General features: G+C 68.3%; 19 protein-coding genes. 6 read left to right on the forward strand and 13 right to left on the reverse strand.

All coding sequences use genetic code 11. From position 1 onward, the window contains the following. Positions 1 to 14: 14 nt before the first annotated feature. Both dqs_RS04540 and dqs_RS04545 read left to right on the forward strand, forming a co-directional pair. A complete protein-coding gene (locus dqs_RS04540; RefSeq protein ID WP_011764586.1) occupies positions 15 to 1,022 on the forward strand; it encodes an NAD-dependent epimerase in 1,008 nt (335 codons plus the stop codon). Positions 1,023 to 1,043: 21 nt separating this feature from the next. Beyond that, complete coding sequence (locus dqs_RS04545; RefSeq protein WP_065339793.1) at positions 1,044 to 1,841, forward strand: symmetrical bis(5'-nucleosyl)-tetraphosphatase; 798 nt, start codon at positions 1,044 to 1,046, stop codon at positions 1,839 to 1,841. Positions 1,842 to 1,850: 9 nt separating this feature from the next. Here dqs_RS04545 and dqs_RS04550 read toward each other — a convergent pair whose 3' ends face one another. Continuing rightward, entirely contained in the window at positions 1,851 to 2,642 is a 792-nt protein-coding gene (locus dqs_RS04550) for a lysophospholipid acyltransferase family protein (protein WP_065339794.1), read from the reverse strand. A 71-nt stretch (positions 2,643 to 2,713) separates the two neighbouring features. Further along, complete coding sequence (locus tag dqs_RS04555) at positions 2,714 to 3,472, reverse strand: GNAT family N-acetyltransferase (protein WP_065339795.1); 759 nt, start codon at positions 3,470 to 3,472, stop codon at positions 2,714 to 2,716. 167 nt (positions 3,473 to 3,639) lie between these two features. On the opposite strand from dqs_RS04555, the gene dqs_RS04560 reads away from it, so the two are divergent. From dqs_RS04560 to dqs_RS04570, 3 genes are all read left to right on the forward strand, one after another. Next, positions 3,640 to 4,860: a glycosyltransferase family 4 protein gene (locus dqs_RS04560; protein ID WP_065339796.1), complete on the forward strand. Its 1,221-nt coding sequence runs from the start codon at positions 3,640 to 3,642 to the stop codon at positions 4,858 to 4,860. Between the two features lie 63 nt (positions 4,861 to 4,923). After that, positions 4,924 to 5,859 carry a carbohydrate kinase family protein gene (locus tag dqs_RS04565; RefSeq protein ID WP_011764591.1) on the forward strand — a complete coding sequence of 312 codons (936 nt, stop codon included), beginning with the start codon at positions 4,924 to 4,926 and terminating at the stop codon, positions 5,857 to 5,859. After that, complete coding sequence (locus dqs_RS04570) at positions 5,853 to 6,326, forward strand: outer membrane lipoprotein (protein WP_065339797.1); 474 nt, start codon at positions 5,853 to 5,855, stop codon at positions 6,324 to 6,326. The genes dqs_RS04565 and dqs_RS04570 overlap by 7 nt, the downstream gene beginning before the upstream one ends. A gap of 1 nt (position 6,327) precedes the next feature. On the opposite strand, the gene dqs_RS04575 is transcribed toward dqs_RS04570, so the two are convergent. The 9 genes from dqs_RS04575 to dqs_RS04610 form a co-directional block, all read right to left on the reverse strand. Next, positions 6,328 to 6,720 (reverse strand): diacylglycerol kinase, encoded by a 393-nt coding sequence (locus dqs_RS04575; protein ID WP_065339798.1) that lies wholly within the window; start codon positions 6,718 to 6,720, stop codon positions 6,328 to 6,330. A 108-nt stretch (positions 6,721 to 6,828) separates the two neighbouring features. Continuing rightward, positions 6,829 to 8,118 carry a DUF3426 domain-containing protein gene (locus tag dqs_RS04580; RefSeq protein ID WP_065339799.1) on the reverse strand — a complete coding sequence of 430 codons (1,290 nt, stop codon included), beginning with the start codon at positions 8,116 to 8,118 and terminating at the stop codon, positions 6,829 to 6,831. A gap of 6 nt (positions 8,119 to 8,124) precedes the next feature. Further along, positions 8,125 to 9,009, reverse strand: coding sequence for a 50S ribosomal protein L11 methyltransferase (gene prmA, locus dqs_RS04585; RefSeq protein WP_011764595.1), 885 nt, complete (start codon positions 9,007 to 9,009; stop codon positions 8,125 to 8,127). A 10-nt stretch (positions 9,010 to 9,019) separates the two neighbouring features. Then, positions 9,020 to 10,381 carry an acetyl-CoA carboxylase biotin carboxylase subunit gene (gene accC / locus dqs_RS04590; RefSeq protein ID WP_011764596.1) on the reverse strand — a complete coding sequence of 454 codons (1,362 nt, stop codon included), beginning with the start codon at positions 10,379 to 10,381 and terminating at the stop codon, positions 9,020 to 9,022. After that, positions 10,374 to 10,502: a hypothetical protein gene (locus tag dqs_RS21190; protein WP_011764597.1), complete on the reverse strand. Its 129-nt coding sequence runs from the start codon at positions 10,500 to 10,502 to the stop codon at positions 10,374 to 10,376. The genes accC and dqs_RS21190 overlap by 8 nt, the downstream gene beginning before the upstream one ends. An 8-nt stretch (positions 10,503 to 10,510) precedes the next feature. Continuing rightward, the gene (gene accB / locus dqs_RS04595; RefSeq protein ID WP_011764598.1) at positions 10,511 to 10,963 is read right to left on the reverse strand and encodes an acetyl-CoA carboxylase biotin carboxyl carrier protein; all 453 of its coding nucleotides are present in this window, start codon (positions 10,961 to 10,963) and stop codon (positions 10,511 to 10,513) included. 55 nt (positions 10,964 to 11,018) lie between these two features. Further along, a complete protein-coding gene (aroQ, locus tag dqs_RS04600) occupies positions 11,019 to 11,516 on the reverse strand; it encodes a type II 3-dehydroquinate dehydratase (protein WP_011764599.1) in 498 nt (165 codons plus the stop codon). 61 nt (positions 11,517 to 11,577) lie between these two features. After that, positions 11,578 to 12,114, reverse strand: coding sequence for a TlpA family protein disulfide reductase (locus dqs_RS04605; RefSeq protein ID WP_157108144.1), 537 nt, complete (start codon positions 12,112 to 12,114; stop codon positions 11,578 to 11,580). After that, the gene (locus dqs_RS04610) at positions 12,111 to 12,644 is read right to left on the reverse strand and encodes a hypothetical protein (RefSeq protein ID WP_232502251.1); all 534 of its coding nucleotides are present in this window, start codon (positions 12,642 to 12,644) and stop codon (positions 12,111 to 12,113) included. The genes dqs_RS04605 and dqs_RS04610 overlap by 4 nt, the downstream gene beginning before the upstream one ends. A gap of 211 nt (positions 12,645 to 12,855) precedes the next feature. On the opposite strand from dqs_RS04610, the gene mpl reads away from it, so the two are divergent. Further along, positions 12,856 to 14,202, forward strand: a complete 1,347-nt coding sequence (mpl, locus tag dqs_RS04615; protein WP_065339801.1) for a UDP-N-acetylmuramate:L-alanyl-gamma-D-glutamyl-meso-diaminopimelate ligase — start codon at positions 12,856 to 12,858, stop codon at positions 14,200 to 14,202. Positions 14,203 to 14,223: 21 nt separating this feature from the next. On the opposite strand, the gene dqs_RS04620 is transcribed toward mpl, so the two are convergent. Both dqs_RS04620 and dqs_RS04625 read right to left on the reverse strand, forming a co-directional pair. Next, the gene (locus tag dqs_RS04620; RefSeq protein ID WP_065339802.1) at positions 14,224 to 14,874 is read right to left on the reverse strand and encodes a BON domain-containing protein; all 651 of its coding nucleotides are present in this window, start codon (positions 14,872 to 14,874) and stop codon (positions 14,224 to 14,226) included. Further along, complete coding sequence (locus tag dqs_RS04625; RefSeq protein WP_065339803.1) at positions 14,871 to 15,464, reverse strand: phosphoheptose isomerase; 594 nt, start codon at positions 15,462 to 15,464, stop codon at positions 14,871 to 14,873. Before dqs_RS04625 ends, dqs_RS04620 begins: the two co-directional genes overlap by 4 nt. Positions 15,465 to 15,513: the final 49 nt, after the last annotated feature.

A 15,513-nucleotide genomic window follows, 5' to 3' on the forward strand; every position in this document is an offset into this window, starting at 1 on the left:
TTGCGGCTTATCCCATGAAGATACTCGTCACCGGCGCCGCCGGCTTCATCGGCATGCACACCTCCGAACGTCTGCTCGCCCGCGGGGACGAAGTCGTCGGACTGGACAACCTCAACGACTACTACGATCCGCGCCTGAAGGAAGACCGTCTGGCGCGGCTGACGCCCAACGACGGTTTCCGTTTCGTCAGGATGGACGTTGCCGACCGTGCCGGCATGGAGGCGCTGTTCGCGGCCGAGAAGTTCGACCGCGTCATCCATCTCGCCGCGCAGGCAGGGGTGCGCTATTCGCTGCAGAACCCGCACGCCTACATCGACAGCAACCTGGTGGGCTTCACCAACATCCTCGAAGGCTGCCGCCACAGCAAGGTCCAGCACCTGGTGTATGCCAGCAGCTCCAGCGTCTATGGCGGCAACACGCGCATGCCGTTCTCCGAGCACGACAGCGTGGATCACCCGGTCAGCCTGTACGCCGCCACCAAGAAGGCGAACGAGCTGATGGCCCACACCTACAGCCATCTGTATGGCCTGCCGACCACCGGGCTGCGCTTCTTCACGGTGTACGGCCCCTGGGGCCGGCCCGACATGGCGCTGTTCCTGTTCACCAAGGCCATCCTCGAAGGGCGCGCGATCGACGTGTTCAACCACGGCCGCATGAAGCGCGACTTCACCTACATCGACGACATCGTCGAAGGTGTGCTGCGCACGCTGGACCGCGTCGCCGAGCCCGATCCGGCCTTCGATTCCGATCATCCGGACCCCGGCCGTGGCAAGGCGCCCTATCGTGTGTTCAACATCGGCAACAACAACCCGGTCGAGCTGATGGCCTTCATCGAGGCTATCGAGGGTGCGCTCGGGCGGACCGCCGAGAAGAACTTCCTGCCGCTGCAGGATGGTGACGTGCCGGCCACCTACGCCAATACCGACGAGCTCAACGCGTGGACCGGGTTTGCGCCGGCAACCAGTGTCAGCGACGGCGTCGGCCGCTTCGTGGCCTGGTACCGCGCTTACTACGGCCTCTAAGTCCGCGCTGAACGCCCGGCGATGGCGACCTACGCGATCGGCGACATCCAGGGCTGTTACGAGCCGCTGCAGCGGCTGCTCGATCTGATCCGCTTCGACCCCGCGCACGATCGCCTTTGGGTGGTGGGCGATCTGGTCAACCGCGGCCCGGAGTCCCTGATGGTGCTGCGCTACCTGCATGAACTGGGCAGCGCAGCCACCGTGGTGCTCGGCAACCACGACCTCTATCTGCTGATGGTGGCCGCCGGGGTCGAGCGGCGCGACAAGGACGACACGCTGTACCAGGTGCTGGAAGCGCCGGACCGCGACGTGCTGCTCGATTGGCTCGCGCGCCAGCCGCTGCTGCACGTGGAGGGCGACCACGCGATGGTGCATGCCGGCCTGCTGCCGGTATGGACCATCACACGCGCGCAGGAACTCGCAGCCGAGGTTTCGGCTGCGCTCACCGGTCCCGACGCGCGCCATTTTCTGCTCCACCTGGCCGGAAACCGGCCCGACCGCTGGGCCGACAATCTGAAAGGCTGGGATCGCTTGCGGGTGATCATCAATGCGATGACGCGGATGCGCTTCTGCACGCCCCACGGCCACCTCGCACTGCGCGCCAAGGGCCCACCCGACGAGGCCCCTGCCGGCACGCTGCCCTGGTTTCGCGCCCCCGACCGCTTCCACCGCACCCACACCATCGTCTGCGGGCACTGGTCGGCGCTGGGCTATTACCGGGGCGACGGCATCATCGCGCTGGATTCCGGTTGCGTCTGGGGCGGCAAGCTGACCGCCTTCCGGCTGGAAGACGGCGAGGTGTTCCAGGTGCAGGGCTGAGCCGCGCCGTCAGCGTACCTGTACCGCTTCCTCTGCCGCGGCGGGGGGCGCCGGCATTGCCGCGGCGCCTGTCTTGCGTTCCATCGCTGTGCCGGCTTCCGTCAGCCCGCACAGCGTAACGATCGCCGCGCGCGCGTCCCGGCACACCGTCTTGCGGTCCGCGCCGGCGGTGTCGATCGCCGGGCCCACCCGGATGCGGACCTGCAGCCGGCGGTGCGACACGATGTTGCCAAGGCAGGCGCCCAGGCTCAGCTCGCCGTCGTAAGCCGCCGCGGTGGTGCGCCTGCCGTCGGCGTCGTGATACGACACCGCCACCGGCTGCACCGGGTGGGCGGATTCCACCGCGGCCTGCAGCAGCGCGGCGTGGAAAGGCAGCACGCGGTTGCCGTCGCTGGTGGTGCCTTCGGGAAAGATCGCCACGTTCCGGCCCGCATCCAGCAGCGCCGCGATTTCGCCATTGATGATGCGCGCGTGGCCGCGGCTGCCGCGGCGCAGGAATACCGTTTCGCTGCGCGCCGCGAGCCAGCCGATCACCGGCCAGTCGCGCACTTCCGCCTTCGATACGAAGGCCGAGGGGGTCAGGCTGTTGATGGCGTAGATGTCCAGCCACGAGACGTGGTTGGCAACCAGCAGTGCGCCCGGCGCAACCGCGGCGCCCTCGATACGCACCTCCACGCCCACCGTGCGCAGCAGCCGGCGCGACCAGCGCTGGCGCAGGTTGCGCTGCCGCGCCGGGGCGCAGAACGGGTAGAGCAGCGCGATCGTCAGGACGCCCTGCAGGATGTGGAGGGCCAGCCGCACATAACGCCAGCCGCGCAGCGCCGTGGGGCTGGCGGCGCGACCAGTGGCGCGGCGGGGGTGGGTTTCGGTATTCAGTCCTTGCGTCCCAGGAAGTGCTTGGCGTATTTGCCATCGACCTTGCTCATCGGCATCAGGATGGGCAGGTCGGCGGTGTTGAAGTCGGGATCCCACGCGGGTTCGCCGCAGACCCACGCGCCGGCGCGCAGATAGCCCTTGATCAGCGGGGGCGCTTCGGCGGGCAGGTCGGAGCGCAGCAGTTCGAGCGGCAGCGGGCAGCGCGGAAAGACGTGGTATTCCAGCGGCGCCAGGTGGGTTTCCTTGAGCCGATTATACAAGCTGGCCGCCGCGTGCCCGCCGTCGGCCATGCTCACCGAGGCGCAGCCGATCAGGTAGTCGTAGCCGTTTTCCTGCATGTAGCGCGCGAGTCCGGCCCACAGCAGGGCGATGACCGCGCCGCTGCGGTAGTCGGCGTCGATGCACGAGCGGCCGATCTCGACGATGCGGCTGCGCAGATGCTGCAGGCGGGTGATATCGAACTCGTTCTCCGAGTAATAGCCACCGACCTTGCGCGCCGCGGCGGGCGACAGAATGCGGTAAGTGCCGACGATGCGGCCGGCATCCTCGTCGCGCACGATCAGGTGTTCGCAAAAGGGATCGTAGATGTCGCGATCCACCCCCGGTGTGCGTGTGGCCAGGCGGGCGCCCATTTCTTCGGCGAACACCCGGTAACGCAGCTTCTGCGCTTCGAGGATCTCGGTCTCGCAACTGGCCAGGCCGACGTGGAGGTTGCGGCCGGGGCGGGTGGCGGGCTGCTGGCTTTTCTGGAGCATGACGGTCCTCGTCCTGTGCGTGATGGATGCATTCTCGAAAGCGGTCGTTGCGCCGCGGTGACGCGTCCGTTACGGCGCGATGACGGCCCGTCCGGGCGGTGGCCGGCTTCATCCAAGTGTCACGGGGCGGTCACGTCGCTGTCGCTCGCCGGGCCGACGATGCCGCCATGGACGCGCCGCTCAGCCTGCAGGATCTCGCCCGTGCAAGTCGCCAGTTGCGCATCGCGCTGGTGACCGAAACCTTTCCGCCGGAGATCAACGGCGTGGCGATGACGACGGGGCGCATGGTCGATGGACTGTTGCGGCTGGGGCACCGCGTGCAACTGGTGCGTCCGCGCCAGGGGGCGGACGATCAGCCGGCACGCGGCGAAGGCTATGAGGAAGTGCTGGCGCGTGGTCTGCCGATTCCGCGTTACAACCATCTGAAGATGGGACTGCCGGCTCGCAGCACGCTGACGCGCATGTGGTCGCTCCGGCGGCCGGATGTGGTGCAGGTGGTTACCGAAGGGCCGCTCGGGTGGTCGGCGGTGGCGGCGGCGCGCAAGCTGCGGCTGCCGGTCATCACCGAGTTCCACACCAACTTCCACAGCTACAGCCGCTACTACGGCATGGGGTGGCTGAAGCAGCCGGTGGAGGCCTATCTGCGGCGCTTTCACAACAAGGGTGACCTGTGTCTGGCGCCCACCGCGGAACTGGCCGCGCAACTCGCGGCGCGCGGGGTGCGCAAGGTGGACGTGGTGGCACGCGGTGTCGACACCGCCCTGTTCGCCCCGGCGCGGCGCAGCGAAGCCCTGCGTTCGAGCTGGGGCGCCCGTCCCGAAACCCTGGTGCTGACGGTGGTGGGGCGGCTGGCTGCGGAGAAGAATCTCGGGCTGGCCCTGCGCGCGTTCGACGCCCTGCGCCAGCGACGCGCCGACGTGCGGCTGGTATTGGTGGGCGACGGTCCGGCCCGCGCGGCGCTGGCCGCCGCCAGTCCGGAAACCGTATTCGCCGGCATGCGGACCGGGGCCGACCTTGCCGCCCACTACGCGTCCGCGGACCTGTTCCTGTTCCCCAGCACCACCGAAACCTTCGGCAACGTCACTACCGAGGCTTTGGCGAGCGGGCTGCCGGTGATCGGCTTCGACTACGCAGCGGCGGCCGAGCGCATCCGCGGCGGCGACAACGGCTGCCTCGCACCGCTTGGCGACGAGCAGGGCTTCGTCGAAGCCGTGCTGCGGGTCGGCACCGACGACGCCCTGCGCCTTGCGCTCGCCGCCCGTGCGCGCGACAGCGTGGCCGATGCCGACTGGGCTGCGGTTGCCCAGCGCCTGGCGGCGGTGATCGAACGCGTGGTCGATCGCCACGAGGCGCGCCTGATCGGCGCCGCGCACGTCGCCGCGGCCTGATCGCCTGCGGCGGCCGGTCCGCCCCGCCTATAATGGCGGCATTGCGTTCCGGCTAGGTTTCTTATGTCCATCCTCGTATGCGGTTCGATGGCCTATGACTCGATCATGGTCTTTCAGGACCGGTTCTCGAACCACATCCTCCCCGAGCAGATCCACATCCTCAACGTGTCCTTCTTCGTGCCCGAGCTGCGGCGCGAGTTCGGTGGCTGCGCGGGCAACATCGCCTACAACCTGAAGCTGCTCGGCAGCGAGCCGCTGATCATGGCCACCGTCGGCGACGATGCCGGGCCTTACCGCGAGCGCCTGCAGGCACTGGGCCTGCGTCAGGACTACGTGCGGGGCGTGCCGGGCACCTTTACCGCGCAAGCCTTCATCACCACCGACCTGGACGACAACCAGATCACCGCCTTTCACCCCGGGGCGATGATGCAGTCGCACCTCAACGATGCCGGGCAGGCGGAGGGCGTCAGGCTTGCGATCGTGTCGCCCGACGGCCGCGACGGCATGCTGCGCCATGCCGAAGGGCTGGCGGCGGCAGGTGTGCCCTTCATCTTCGACCCAGGTCAGGCGCTGCCCATCCTGTCCGGCGATGAACTGCTGCGCTGCCTGCAACTGGCTACCTACTGCACGGTCAATGATTACGAGGCGCGCCTGATGAGCGAGAAAACCGGCCGCTCGATCGAGCAGCTGGCCAATGAGGTCGATGGCCTGGTCGTGACCCTCGGCGCAGAGGGCTCCCGGGTCCACGCCGATGGCGCGGCGGTGATCATCCCCGCGGTGGAGGCCGATGCAGTGGTGGATCCGACCGGGTGTGGCGATGCCTACCGTGCCGGCTTGCTGCACGGCCTGTCGCAAGGGTGGGATTGGGTGCGCACCGGCCGCCTGGCGGCGGTGATGGGCGCGATCAAGATCGCTCACCGCGGCGGGCAGAACCATGCGCCCACGCGGGCGGACATTGCGGCGCGCTATCTCGCCGCTTTTGGAGAGGCACTATGGTGAGTGTGAATCCGGTGGGGCGCCGGACCCTGGCGCTGATCCTGGTCGCAAGTCTGGGCCTGGGCGGCTGCGCGGCCGGCCTGGGCGGCGGCACCTACTCCCGCACCGAGGCACGACGCGCGATGGTGGTGCAGTTCGGCGTCATCGAATCGGTGCGCGGCGTGCAGCTGGAGGGCACCAAGAGCCCGGTGGGAACCGTCTCGGGCGCTGCGGTCGGCGGCATCGCCGGCAGCTCCGTGGGCGGCAACCGCGGTTCGGCAATCGGCGCGGTGCTGGGCGCCGTGGCGGGTGGCCTCGCCGGCTCCGCGATCGAAGAAGGCGTGACCCGCAAGCCGGGTGTCGAGGTCACCGTGCAGCTGGAAAACGGTCAATACCTGGCGGTCGTCCAGCAGGACGAAGGCGAGCAGTTCATGCCGGGCGAACGGGTCCGCATCCTGCGTGACGGCGGCACGACCCGCGTCACGCGCTGAGTCATCCGAACAGCACCAGACCCCACACCATCGCGAGATTGAGCAGCGCCACCAGCACGGCGGCGCTGCCGATGTCCTTTGCGCGCTTGGCGAGCTGGTGATGGTCGAGCGAGACGCGGTCCACCGTGGCCTCGATCGCCGAGTTGAGCAGCTCCACGATCAGCACCAGCAGCGTGCTGCCGACCAGCAGCGCCTTGCCCGCGCCGTCGGTGGGCGCGACGAAGGCGAGCGGGATCAGCACCGCGGCGAGCAGGCATTCCTGGCGAAAGGCGTCTTCGTGCCGGAGGGCGGCACGCAACCCGGCGAGCGAGTAGCGGAAGGCGTTCCAGATGCGGGGGAGGCCGGTCTTGCCCTTGAACGGGCTTTCCGCGTGTTTCGAGTTGGTCGGGTCCATGGTTGTCGGCAGAGTTCTCGCGGGTGGCGCGAAGATGGGAGGGACGGCGCGCGGTGCTGACCGGGCGAGTATCTCCGTGCGGAGTTACCGGCCGGTGACCGCCCGCACTCAGGGGTAGAACACGTACACCCTGTAACCGGTGGGGGCGATGTCGGGCGCTTCGAAGTTGAGCCGCACCGTTGCGTCGCTGCGTGCCTTGAACGATTCCGGCAGCGTGCTGCTGCCGTACCACTCCTCGGGCGCCAGCACCCGCCGCACCAGCGGAACGTCGGCGGGGTCGGTGAGCGTCAACTCGAGATGGGGCCAGGCCTGCGGGTAATCGGCACGGTTCTGGATGGTGGCGTGCAGGATGTAGCGGCCGGGGCGGCCGGGTTCGGACTGCAGGTCCGGGCTCTCGATGTTGATCAGCATCGCATCGCGCGGCAACGGCATGTCGCATCCAAGCTGTGCGCACGCGGAAACGTAGAGCGGCCGCAGGCCCGGCAGCGTGCGGCTGATCTGGCCGCGGAACAGGTAGGCCGACTGGGCGACGAGCACGAGCGCGAGCAGGAGCACGGTCGCCGGAATCAGCCGGGATCCGGGGCCGGCGGCGGGCGGAGGCCCGTAGTGCGCGTCCAGGTGGTCGGAGTCCAGGCCTGAGGCGTCCTCGGTGGTTGGCAGGTCGGACGCCGGCGCGATCCACGCGGCCGGCTCGGCGTTGTCCCGTGCCGCCGGTTCGTCCTGAGGCTCGTGCTCGAAGGCGACAACCGGCTCGGGGCTCGGCATGTCCTCGACCAGGGGTTCGATGCGGTGGGCCGCGGGTCCGGAGGGCTCGGGCGCATCGCGACGGTTGCCTTCGAGCGGAAAGACGGGGTCGGGGATCGGATTGCCGGCGAGGCGGCTTCCGGCGGCGGCGACCATCGCGGAAAAGTCCACGCGCGGCGCACCGCCATGCTCGTCGTCGTGATGTTCAGGGGTAGGCGCTGGCTGCGGCGCATGGTCCGCATCCGGCGCGAACATCGGCTCGCGCACGTGGGGCGCGGCGGGGGGCTCGACCGTAAAGGGTTTTTCGTCAGCGTCTGCCTGCAATGGCGTTTCCGCGGTGTCGAAACCGTCCGGCAGGTCGAATTCGAGATCGCTGAACGCGGAAGTCGTCGCGGGGGGCGCGGCGCTGGGCGCCGGCTGAAGCGGTGCGGGCTGCGTTGGTGGCGTGAGCGGCGGCGTGAGCGGCGGCGATGGCGGCTCTGCGTAGCCCGGCTCGGAGGCAGCGCTTTCCTGGGCCTGCTGGCCTTCGAGCAGATGGTCGAGGGCGTTGAAGGGGTTGAAGCAGTGCCCGCAGCGCACCTCGCCGTGGCGCGCGCGAAGCTGCTCCGGGCGCAGCCGGAAGATCGTCTGGCAGGCCGGGCAGCGGGTCAGCATCGCTGCCTACCGTTGCCCTTCGAGCCGCACCCAGCCCTCCAGCACGGCGCCTACCCGTAGCGAAAGATAAGGCGCCCAGGCGTCGATGACCTGCTGGGATTGGGTTTCGAGCACGCCGGATAGGGCGATACGGCCACCCGCAGCGACGCGCGCGGCGATCGCCGGCGCGAGCACGCACAGCGGGTTGGTGAGGATGTTGGCGACGACGACGGCGAAGGTGTCGCCCACCGGAACCGCGGAATGCTGCAGCCGCAGCGTGACGCCGTTGCGGCTGGCGTTGTCCCGCGCGGCTTCGATCGCCTTGTCGTCGATGTCGATGCCCAGGACGTCGCCCGCGCCGAGGCGCGCCGCGGCGATGCCGAGAATGCCCGAGCCGCAGCCATAATCGAGCACGCTCGTGCCCGGCTGCACGGTGTCGCACAGCCACTCCAGGCACAGCCGGGTGGTCGGATGCGAGCCGGTGCCGAAGGCCATGCCGGGGTCGAGTTCGATGTTGATCGCGTTCGCGTCCGGCGCTTCGTGCCACGACGGCACAATCCACAGCCGGTCGGTGATGCGGATCGGGTCGAACTGGCTTTGCGTCAGCTGCACCCAGTTCTGCTCGGCCACCTCTTCGGTGGTGAAGGGAGGCACCGCATCGAAACCCGCCGCGCCGGCAGCCTGCGCGAGCGCTGGGGCCAGCTCGGTTGCGGCGTCGAACAGCGCGATGACGCGGCTGTGGTCCCACAGGCTGGTGGGCAGGTGCCCGGGCTCGCCGAACTGCGGCTTCTCCGCCTCGGTGCCGGCATCGGCGTCCTCGATCGAGACCGACAGCGCGCCCGCGTCCATCAGCGCGTCCGACAGCGCCTCCGCCTTTGCCGCCTCAGCCTGCAGGATGACCGAAATCCACATGGCGTGCCGCTCAGCCCTTCTTCACTTCGCTGCGCTCGGCGAGCTTGTGTTCCAGGTAGTGAATGCTGGTGCCGCCTTCGACGAAGCGGGCGTCCATCATCAGTTCCTGGTGCAGCGGGATGTTGGTCTTGATGCCGGCAACCGCCATTTCCGACAGCGCGATGCGCATGCGGCGGATCGCCTGCTCGCGGGTGTCGCCGTAGGCGATCAGCTTGCCGATCATCGAATCGTAGTGCGGCGGCACCATATAGCCGTTGTACACATGCGAATCGACGCGGATGCCGGGACCGCCCGGGGTGTGCCAGTTGTCGATGCGGCCCGGCGACGGCGTGAACTTGAACGGGTCTTCGGCGTTGATCCGGCATTCGATCGCGTGACCGCGGAAGGGGATGTCGCGCTGCTGGAACGGCAGCTTTTCACCCGCGGCGACACGGATCTGCGTCTGCACGATGTCGATGCCGGTGATCATCTCGGTGACCGGGTGTTCAACCTGCACCCGGGTGTTCATCTCGATGAAGTAGAACTCGCCGTTTTCGTACAGGAACTCGAAGGTGCCCGCGCCGCGGTAGCCGATCTTGCGGCAGGCTTCGGCGCAGCGTTCACCGATCTTGGCGATCAGCTTGCGGTCGATGCCCGGGGCCGGCGCTTCTTCGATCACCTTCTGGTGGCGGCGCTGCATGGAGCAGTCGCGTTCGCCGAGGTAGACCGCGTTGCCGTGCTGGTCCGCCAGCACCTGGATTTCCACGTGGCGCGGGTTCTCCAGGAACTTCTCCATGTAGACGGTCGGGTTGCCGAAGGCAGCGCCGGCTTCCGCACGGGTGGTGGTGACCGCGTTGAGCAGTGCCGCTTCGGTGTGCACCACGCGCATGCCGCGCCCGCCACCGCCGCCGGCAGCCTTGATGATCACCGGGTAGCCAATGGCGCGCGCGATCTTGACGATTTCCTTGGGCTCTTCCGGCAGCGCGCCGTCGGAACCGGGCACGCAGGGCACGCCGGCGGCCTTCATCGCATCCTTGGCGGAAACCTTGTCGCCCATCAGGCGGATGGTGTCGGGGCGCGGGCCGATGAAGACGAAGCCGGATTGCTCGACACGTTCGGCGAAGTCGGCGTTTTCCGACAGGAAGCCGTAGCCAGGGTGGATGGCTTCGGCGTCGGTGACCTCGGCGGCCGAGATGATCGCCGGCACGTTGAGGTAGCTCAGACCGGACGGTGCCGGGCCGATGCAGACCGATTCGTCGGCCAGCGTGACGTACTTGGCTTCGGTGTCCGCCTCGGAATGCACCGCGACGGTCTTGATGCCGAGTTCGCGGCAGGCGCGCAGGACCCGCAGGGCGATTTCGCCGCGGTTGGCGATCAGGATCTTTTCAAACATGAGTGGTCTCCGCGGCGAAGTTGCCGGTGCCGCGCGCGGTCGCGGGGCGGTGGGGATGCGCCGCTGCATCGCCGGCCGGCAGCGGGGCGCCGCGGCTGGCGATCAGAGTGTTGCCGGACATGGTGCCTGTCAGCCGATTACGAAGAGCGGCTGGCCGTATTCGACCGGCTGGCCGTTTTCAACCAGCACGGCCTTGATCGTGCCGCTCGCGTCGGCCTCGATCTCGTTCATCAGCTTCATTGCCTCGATGATGCACAGCGCGTCACCTTCGCTGACGGACTGGCCGAGTTCGGCAAAGGGCTTGGCGCCGGGGGCGGACGAGCGGTAGAAGGTGCCGACCATCGGCGACTTGACGATGTGACCGGCGGGCAGCGCATCGGCGGCAGCCGGCGCTTCGACGGCCGGTGCGGCCACGGCGGCTTGAGGTGCCGCGGCTTGCGGCGGCGCGTAATAGGTGGCCTGCACAGGGGCGGACAGGTGCTTGGCGATGCGCACCTTCTCTTCGCCTTCGGTGACCTCCAGTTCGGAAATCCCCGATTCCTGGACGAGGTCGATCAGTTTCTTGAGTTTGCGCAGATCCATGCTGTACTCCGGACATGACGGCGCCGCCCCGGGGGACGGCGGCCGCAATCGATGATTAGAGGTGTCTTTCGCGCAGGCGCCCGAGCACGAACTCGGTCGCTGCCAGATAGCCGTACGCACCCAGCCCGCAGATCACGCCGGCGGCGCGATCGGAGAAGTACGAGTGATGGCGGAAAGGCTCGCGGGCGTGGATGTTGGAGAGGTGAACCTCCACGTAGGGGATGCTGACCGCGGCGAGCGCGTCGCGCAGCGCCACGCTGGTGTGCGTGTAGCCCGCGGGGTTGATGATGATGAAGTCGACGCCCTCGGCTGCCGCTGCCTGCACCCGGTCGATCAGTTGTCCTTCGTGGTTGCTCTGGAAGGATTCGACCACGACGCCATCGGCGCGCGCGCGCGCTTCCATCGCGGCATGGACGTCCGCGAGGGTGGTGCGACCGTAGATGTCCGGTTCGCGAGTGCCGAGCAGATTGAGATTGGGGCCGTGAAGCGCCAGGATGCGGCCTTGCGGCGGCGGAGGCGTTTCCGTTTTTTGGCTGCGTTTTGAGCGCGTCATGCGGGCAAGTTTGCCGCAGATGGCCGCAAGTTGTCCAGCGCCGAAGTGTATCGGCCCCGGCTCAGGGGGCCAGCAGGGTGCGGATTTTGCCTTCGAGTTCGGCGCGGTTCAAGGTGCCGAGTTTGCTTGCGCGTACATTGCCGTCGCGGTCGATCAGCAGCGTGAAGGGAAGCGCTTGGCTGGTATTGCCGAACGCGGCGGTCAGTTCGAGCTGCGCGGGGCCGGCGATCAGCAGCGGATACGGGACCTCGAATTCGTCGGCGAATGCCTGCACCTTGTCCGGGGTATCGACGCTGATGCCGACGAACTGGACCGGCTGGTCGGCGAATGTCCGGCTGGCCGCCGAGAAGTCCGGGATTTCCTTGCGGCACGGCGGGCACCAGGTGGCCCAGAAGTTCACGACCAGCACCTTGTCCTTCCACGCGGCCAGGCTCTGCGGCTGCCCTGCCGCGTCCGGGAGTTGAAGGGCGTAGAGCGCGGCGGCGGAGTGCCGGGTCGTGGGCGGCGTGGCCGGACGGCTTGCAAAATAGCCGGCAACCGCGGCGAGCACGGCAACCAGCGCGATGACCAGGGTGCGGGCGTGGGAGCGCATGCTCATTCCGCCGCCGGTGAGCGGGGGGCGGCCAGCATCGCCTCGACCTGGGCGAGGCGTGCGCGGTCCTGGCGGCGGGCGTTGCGTTCGGCGCCGGCCGGAAAGATGGACAGCCGCACCGGCACGTCGTCCCAATCGAAGCTCAATACCGCTTCGGGCGCGCCCGGCGCGGGGCGGCGGGGTTCGCGGTGCTCGTAGGCGAAGTCGCGGTTGAGGAAGAAGATTTCGACCTCTTTGGCGCTTTCCGGGTAAAGCTCGATTTCCAGTTCCGAGTAACGTCCCGCGGTGCCGTCCAGCGCGCCGCCGGTGAGGTAGGGGCGGAAGTCTTCGAGCAGGTGCATCACCTCCACCGCGGCGCGGCGCATTTCCAGCAAGCGCTCGGCTTGTTCCTCGTCCTGATACAGCGCCTGCCAGGCGCGCAGCTCGGCTTCGATTTCGGTGTTGTTCGGGAGCGCCTCGGAGTCGGTGGCGCCCAGTTGGCGCGCCGCCTTCCGCTTTGCGAAGCCGAAATCGCTGATGCCGTCCTCGGCCATCATGCGGGCTGCAAGCGCCGCGATCTCGCGACGCAGCGTGCCGGAGCGGGGGGGGAAGGTGCGTGAAGGCATGGTGGGAAACCCTGGGAACCAGTCGGACGCACGTGACGGGCCGGTCGCGGCGGAGGCGGCGGCGCCATCGGTTAGAATGCCGGCCATTCTACACGGGCGGCCTCGCTCCACGAGCCGTCAGCGGCCGCCTCCCGGAGTTCCCATGCACATCCACATTCTCGGTATCTGCGGCACCTTCATGGGCGGGGTGGCACTGCTCGCGCGCGCGGCCGGGCACACCGTTACCGGCTGCGACAGCAACGTCTATCCGCCGATGAGCACCCAGCTCGAGGAGCAGGGCATCGCGCTCAGCGAGGGCTACGACCCCGCTCAGCTGGATCTTGCGCCCGACGTCTTCGTCATCGGCAACGCGATTTCCCGCGGCAATCCGCTGCTGGAGGCGATTCTCGACCGCGGTCTGCCCTATGTCTCCGGTCCGCAATGGCTGGCCGAGCACGTGCTGGCGGGGCGCTGGGTGCTTGCCGTCGCGGGGACTCACGGCAAGACGACCACGACCTCGCTGCTGGCCTGGATGCTGGAGGACGCAGGCTTGTCGCCGGGCTTTCTGGTCGGCGGCGTGCCGAAGAACTTCGGGGTGTCGGCGCGCCTGACCGATTCGCCCTTCTTCGTCATCGAGGCCGACGAGTACGACACCGCCTTCTGCGACAAGCGTTCGAAGTTCGTTCATTACCGGCCGCGCACCGCCATCCTCAATAACCTGGAGTTCGACCACGCCGACATCTTCGCTGATCTGGCCGCGATCGAAACGCAGTTTCATCACCTCGTTCGCACGCTGCCGCGGCAGGGGCGCATCGTCGCCAACGCACGCGAGGATGCCCTGAAGCGGGTCCTGGCACGCGGTTGCTGGTCCGAACTGGAATGGTTCAACGACGCGGCGCAGTGGTCGGCCGCCGCAGGTGCGCGCGATGCCGAGGCGGTGTTCCGGCTGGGGGATGATGAGCTGGGGCGGGTGGAGATGCCGCTTGCCGGCAGCCACAACCGCGAGAACGCGCTGGCGGCGATCGCGGCGGCGCGTCATGTGGGTGTGCCGCCGCAACAGGCGATCGCGAGCCTCGCCCGGTTCGAGGGCATCAAGCGGCGGCTGGAGCTGCGGGGTCGCGCGCGTGGGGTTGCGGTGTATGACGACTTCGCCCATCACCCCACCGCGATCGCGCTTACCGTTGAAGGCTTGCGCCGGCGCGAGCCGGAAGGCCGCATCCTCGCGGTGCTCGAGCCGCGCTCGAACACCATGAAGCTGGGTGTGATGAAGGCTCAGTTGCCCGGGAGTCTCGCGCAGGCGGACGCGGTGTTCTGCTACGCCGGCGGGTTGGGCTGGGATGCGGCCGCCGCGCTGGCACCGCTGGGTGAGCGCGCCCAGGTGCATGAGGACCTCGGCGCGCTGGTGCAGGCGGTGGCCGCGACGGCGCGGCCGGGGGACCATGTGCTGGTCATGAGCAACGGCGGCTTCGGCGGCGTGCACCAGAAGCTGCTCGACGCGCTCGCCCGCTGAAAGGGGCGGGCGCGTCCCGCCTTAATTGGTGCGCCGGTTCTTGAAGTCGAGGCGGTCCGCCTCGGCCTGGTTGATGTATTCGAACACCCGCACGACACGCTTCACGCCCTGGCTGGTGCGCGCCACTTCGGTCGCGGCATCCGCTTCCTCACGGGTTACCAGCCCCATCAGGAACACCACGTTGGCTTCGGTCACCACCTTGACGTGGTGAGCGCTGACGCGCTGCGAATCGACGAAGCGGGCCTTCACGTTCGAGGTGATCAGCGAATCGTTGGCTCGGGCCGACAGCGACGAATTGCCCGCCACCACGGTCTCGTTGACGATGCCCCGCACATGGTCTGCCGCCGCTGCGCTGCGCTCGATTTCGCTGCGGATGGTGTCGGTGGGCACCTCGCCCGTCAGCAGGACGTTGCGGTTGTACGAGGTGACGTTGACGTGGATCGCATCGCCGAAGCGTTCGCGCAGACGGTTGGCGATCTTCCATTCGATGCCTTCGTCTTCCACATAAGCGCCGGATGTCCGGCGGTCGGCGATCATCGCGGCGCCGGCGCCGACGCCGGTGGCAACCACGGGGAAGCAGCCCTGCAGCGCAGGCAGGGCGGCGGCGATCAGGCCCGCGAGGAGATAGCGGCGGGCGCCGGAAGCCGCCCGGGCTCGGCTCGTCGTCTTCATTCTTCCACTCCTAGTAAGAGGCAGTCGATTCCGTCGCACAGGCAGTGCAGGGTCAGCAGGTGAACCTCCTGGATGCGGGCGGTACGGTCTGCCGGCACGCAGAGGTGAACGTCGGTCGGGCTCAGCATCTCGCCGATGCGGCCGCCACCCTTGCCGGTGAGCGCGACCACGTGCATTTCGCGCTCATGGGCGGCCTGGATGGCGTCGATGACGTTGGGCGAATTGCCGCTGGTGGAAATCGCCAGCAGGACATCGCCCGGCTGGCCGAGCGCGCGGACCTGCTTGGAGAAGATCTGGACGAAGTCGTAGTCGTTGGCGATCGAGGTCAGCGTCGAGGTGTCGGTAGTCAGCGCCACGGCGGCGAGCGGCGGGCGCTCCATCTCGAAGCGGTTGAGCAGTTCCGCGGCGAAATGCTGCGCGTCGGCTGCCGATCCGCCATTACCGCACGCGAGGATTTTGCCGTTGTTCATCAGGCTGGCGGTCATCATTTCCACCGCCTGGGCGATCGGTGCCGCCATCCACTCGACAGCGGCGAGCTTCGTCTGCGCGCTGTCTTCGAACTGGCGGGAAATGCGGTCGATCAGGTCCATTCGTCGTGCTGAAGCGATGCTCTGGGAGGGGCTGCAGTCTAGCATGGCG

Origin of the sequence: Azoarcus olearius, from assembly GCF_001682385.1 — a bacterium.
Lineage (GTDB): Bacteria > Pseudomonadota > Gammaproteobacteria > Burkholderiales > Rhodocyclaceae > Azoarcus > Azoarcus olearius.

What these genes read in the sequence shown, in the direction of transcription:
- dqs_RS04540 (WP_011764586.1), top strand. Translation starts at nt 15, where the DNA reads ATGAAGATACTCGTCACCGGCGCCGCCGGCTTCATCGGCATGCACACC.
- dqs_RS04545 (WP_065339793.1), top strand. Translation starts at nt 1,044, where the DNA reads ATGGCGACCTACGCGATCGGCGACATCCAGGGCTGTTACGAGCCGCTG.
- dqs_RS04555 (WP_065339795.1), bottom strand. Translation starts at nt 3,472, where the DNA reads ATGCTCCAGAAAAGCCAGCAGCCCGCCACCCGCCCCGGCCGCAACCTC.
- dqs_RS04560 (WP_065339796.1), top strand. Translation starts at nt 3,640, where the DNA reads ATGGACGCGCCGCTCAGCCTGCAGGATCTCGCCCGTGCAAGTCGCCAG.
- dqs_RS04565 (WP_011764591.1), top strand. Translation starts at nt 4,924, where the DNA reads ATGTCCATCCTCGTATGCGGTTCGATGGCCTATGACTCGATCATGGTC.
- dqs_RS04570 (WP_065339797.1), top strand. Translation starts at nt 5,853, where the DNA reads ATGGTGAGTGTGAATCCGGTGGGGCGCCGGACCCTGGCGCTGATCCTG.
- dqs_RS04575 (WP_065339798.1), bottom strand. Translation starts at nt 6,720, where the DNA reads ATGGACCCGACCAACTCGAAACACGCGGAAAGCCCGTTCAAGGGCAAG.
- dqs_RS04580 (WP_065339799.1), bottom strand. Translation starts at nt 8,118, where the DNA reads ATGCTGACCCGCTGCCCGGCCTGCCAGACGATCTTCCGGCTGCGCCCG.
- prmA (WP_011764595.1), bottom strand. Translation starts at nt 9,009, where the DNA reads ATGTGGATTTCGGTCATCCTGCAGGCTGAGGCGGCAAAGGCGGAGGCG.
- accC (WP_011764596.1), bottom strand. Translation starts at nt 10,381, where the DNA reads ATGTTTGAAAAGATCCTGATCGCCAACCGCGGCGAAATCGCCCTGCGG.
- dqs_RS21190 (WP_011764597.1), bottom strand. Translation starts at nt 10,502, where the DNA reads ATGTCCGGCAACACTCTGATCGCCAGCCGCGGCGCCCCGCTGCCGGCC.
- accB (WP_011764598.1), bottom strand. Translation starts at nt 10,963, where the DNA reads ATGGATCTGCGCAAACTCAAGAAACTGATCGACCTCGTCCAGGAATCG.
- aroQ (WP_011764599.1), bottom strand. Translation starts at nt 11,516, where the DNA reads ATGACGCGCTCAAAACGCAGCCAAAAAACGGAAACGCCTCCGCCGCCG.
- dqs_RS04605 (WP_157108144.1), bottom strand. Translation starts at nt 12,114, where the DNA reads ATGAGCATGCGCTCCCACGCCCGCACCCTGGTCATCGCGCTGGTTGCC.
- dqs_RS04610 (WP_232502251.1), bottom strand. Translation starts at nt 12,644, where the DNA reads ATGATGGCCGAGGACGGCATCAGCGATTTCGGCTTCGCAAAGCGGAAG.
- mpl (WP_065339801.1), top strand. Translation starts at nt 12,856, where the DNA reads ATGCACATCCACATTCTCGGTATCTGCGGCACCTTCATGGGCGGGGTG.
- dqs_RS04620 (WP_065339802.1), bottom strand. Translation starts at nt 14,874, where the DNA reads ATGAAGACGACGAGCCGAGCCCGGGCGGCTTCCGGCGCCCGCCGCTAT.
- dqs_RS04625 (WP_065339803.1), bottom strand. Translation starts at nt 15,464, where the DNA reads ATGGACCTGATCGACCGCATTTCCCGCCAGTTCGAAGACAGCGCGCAG.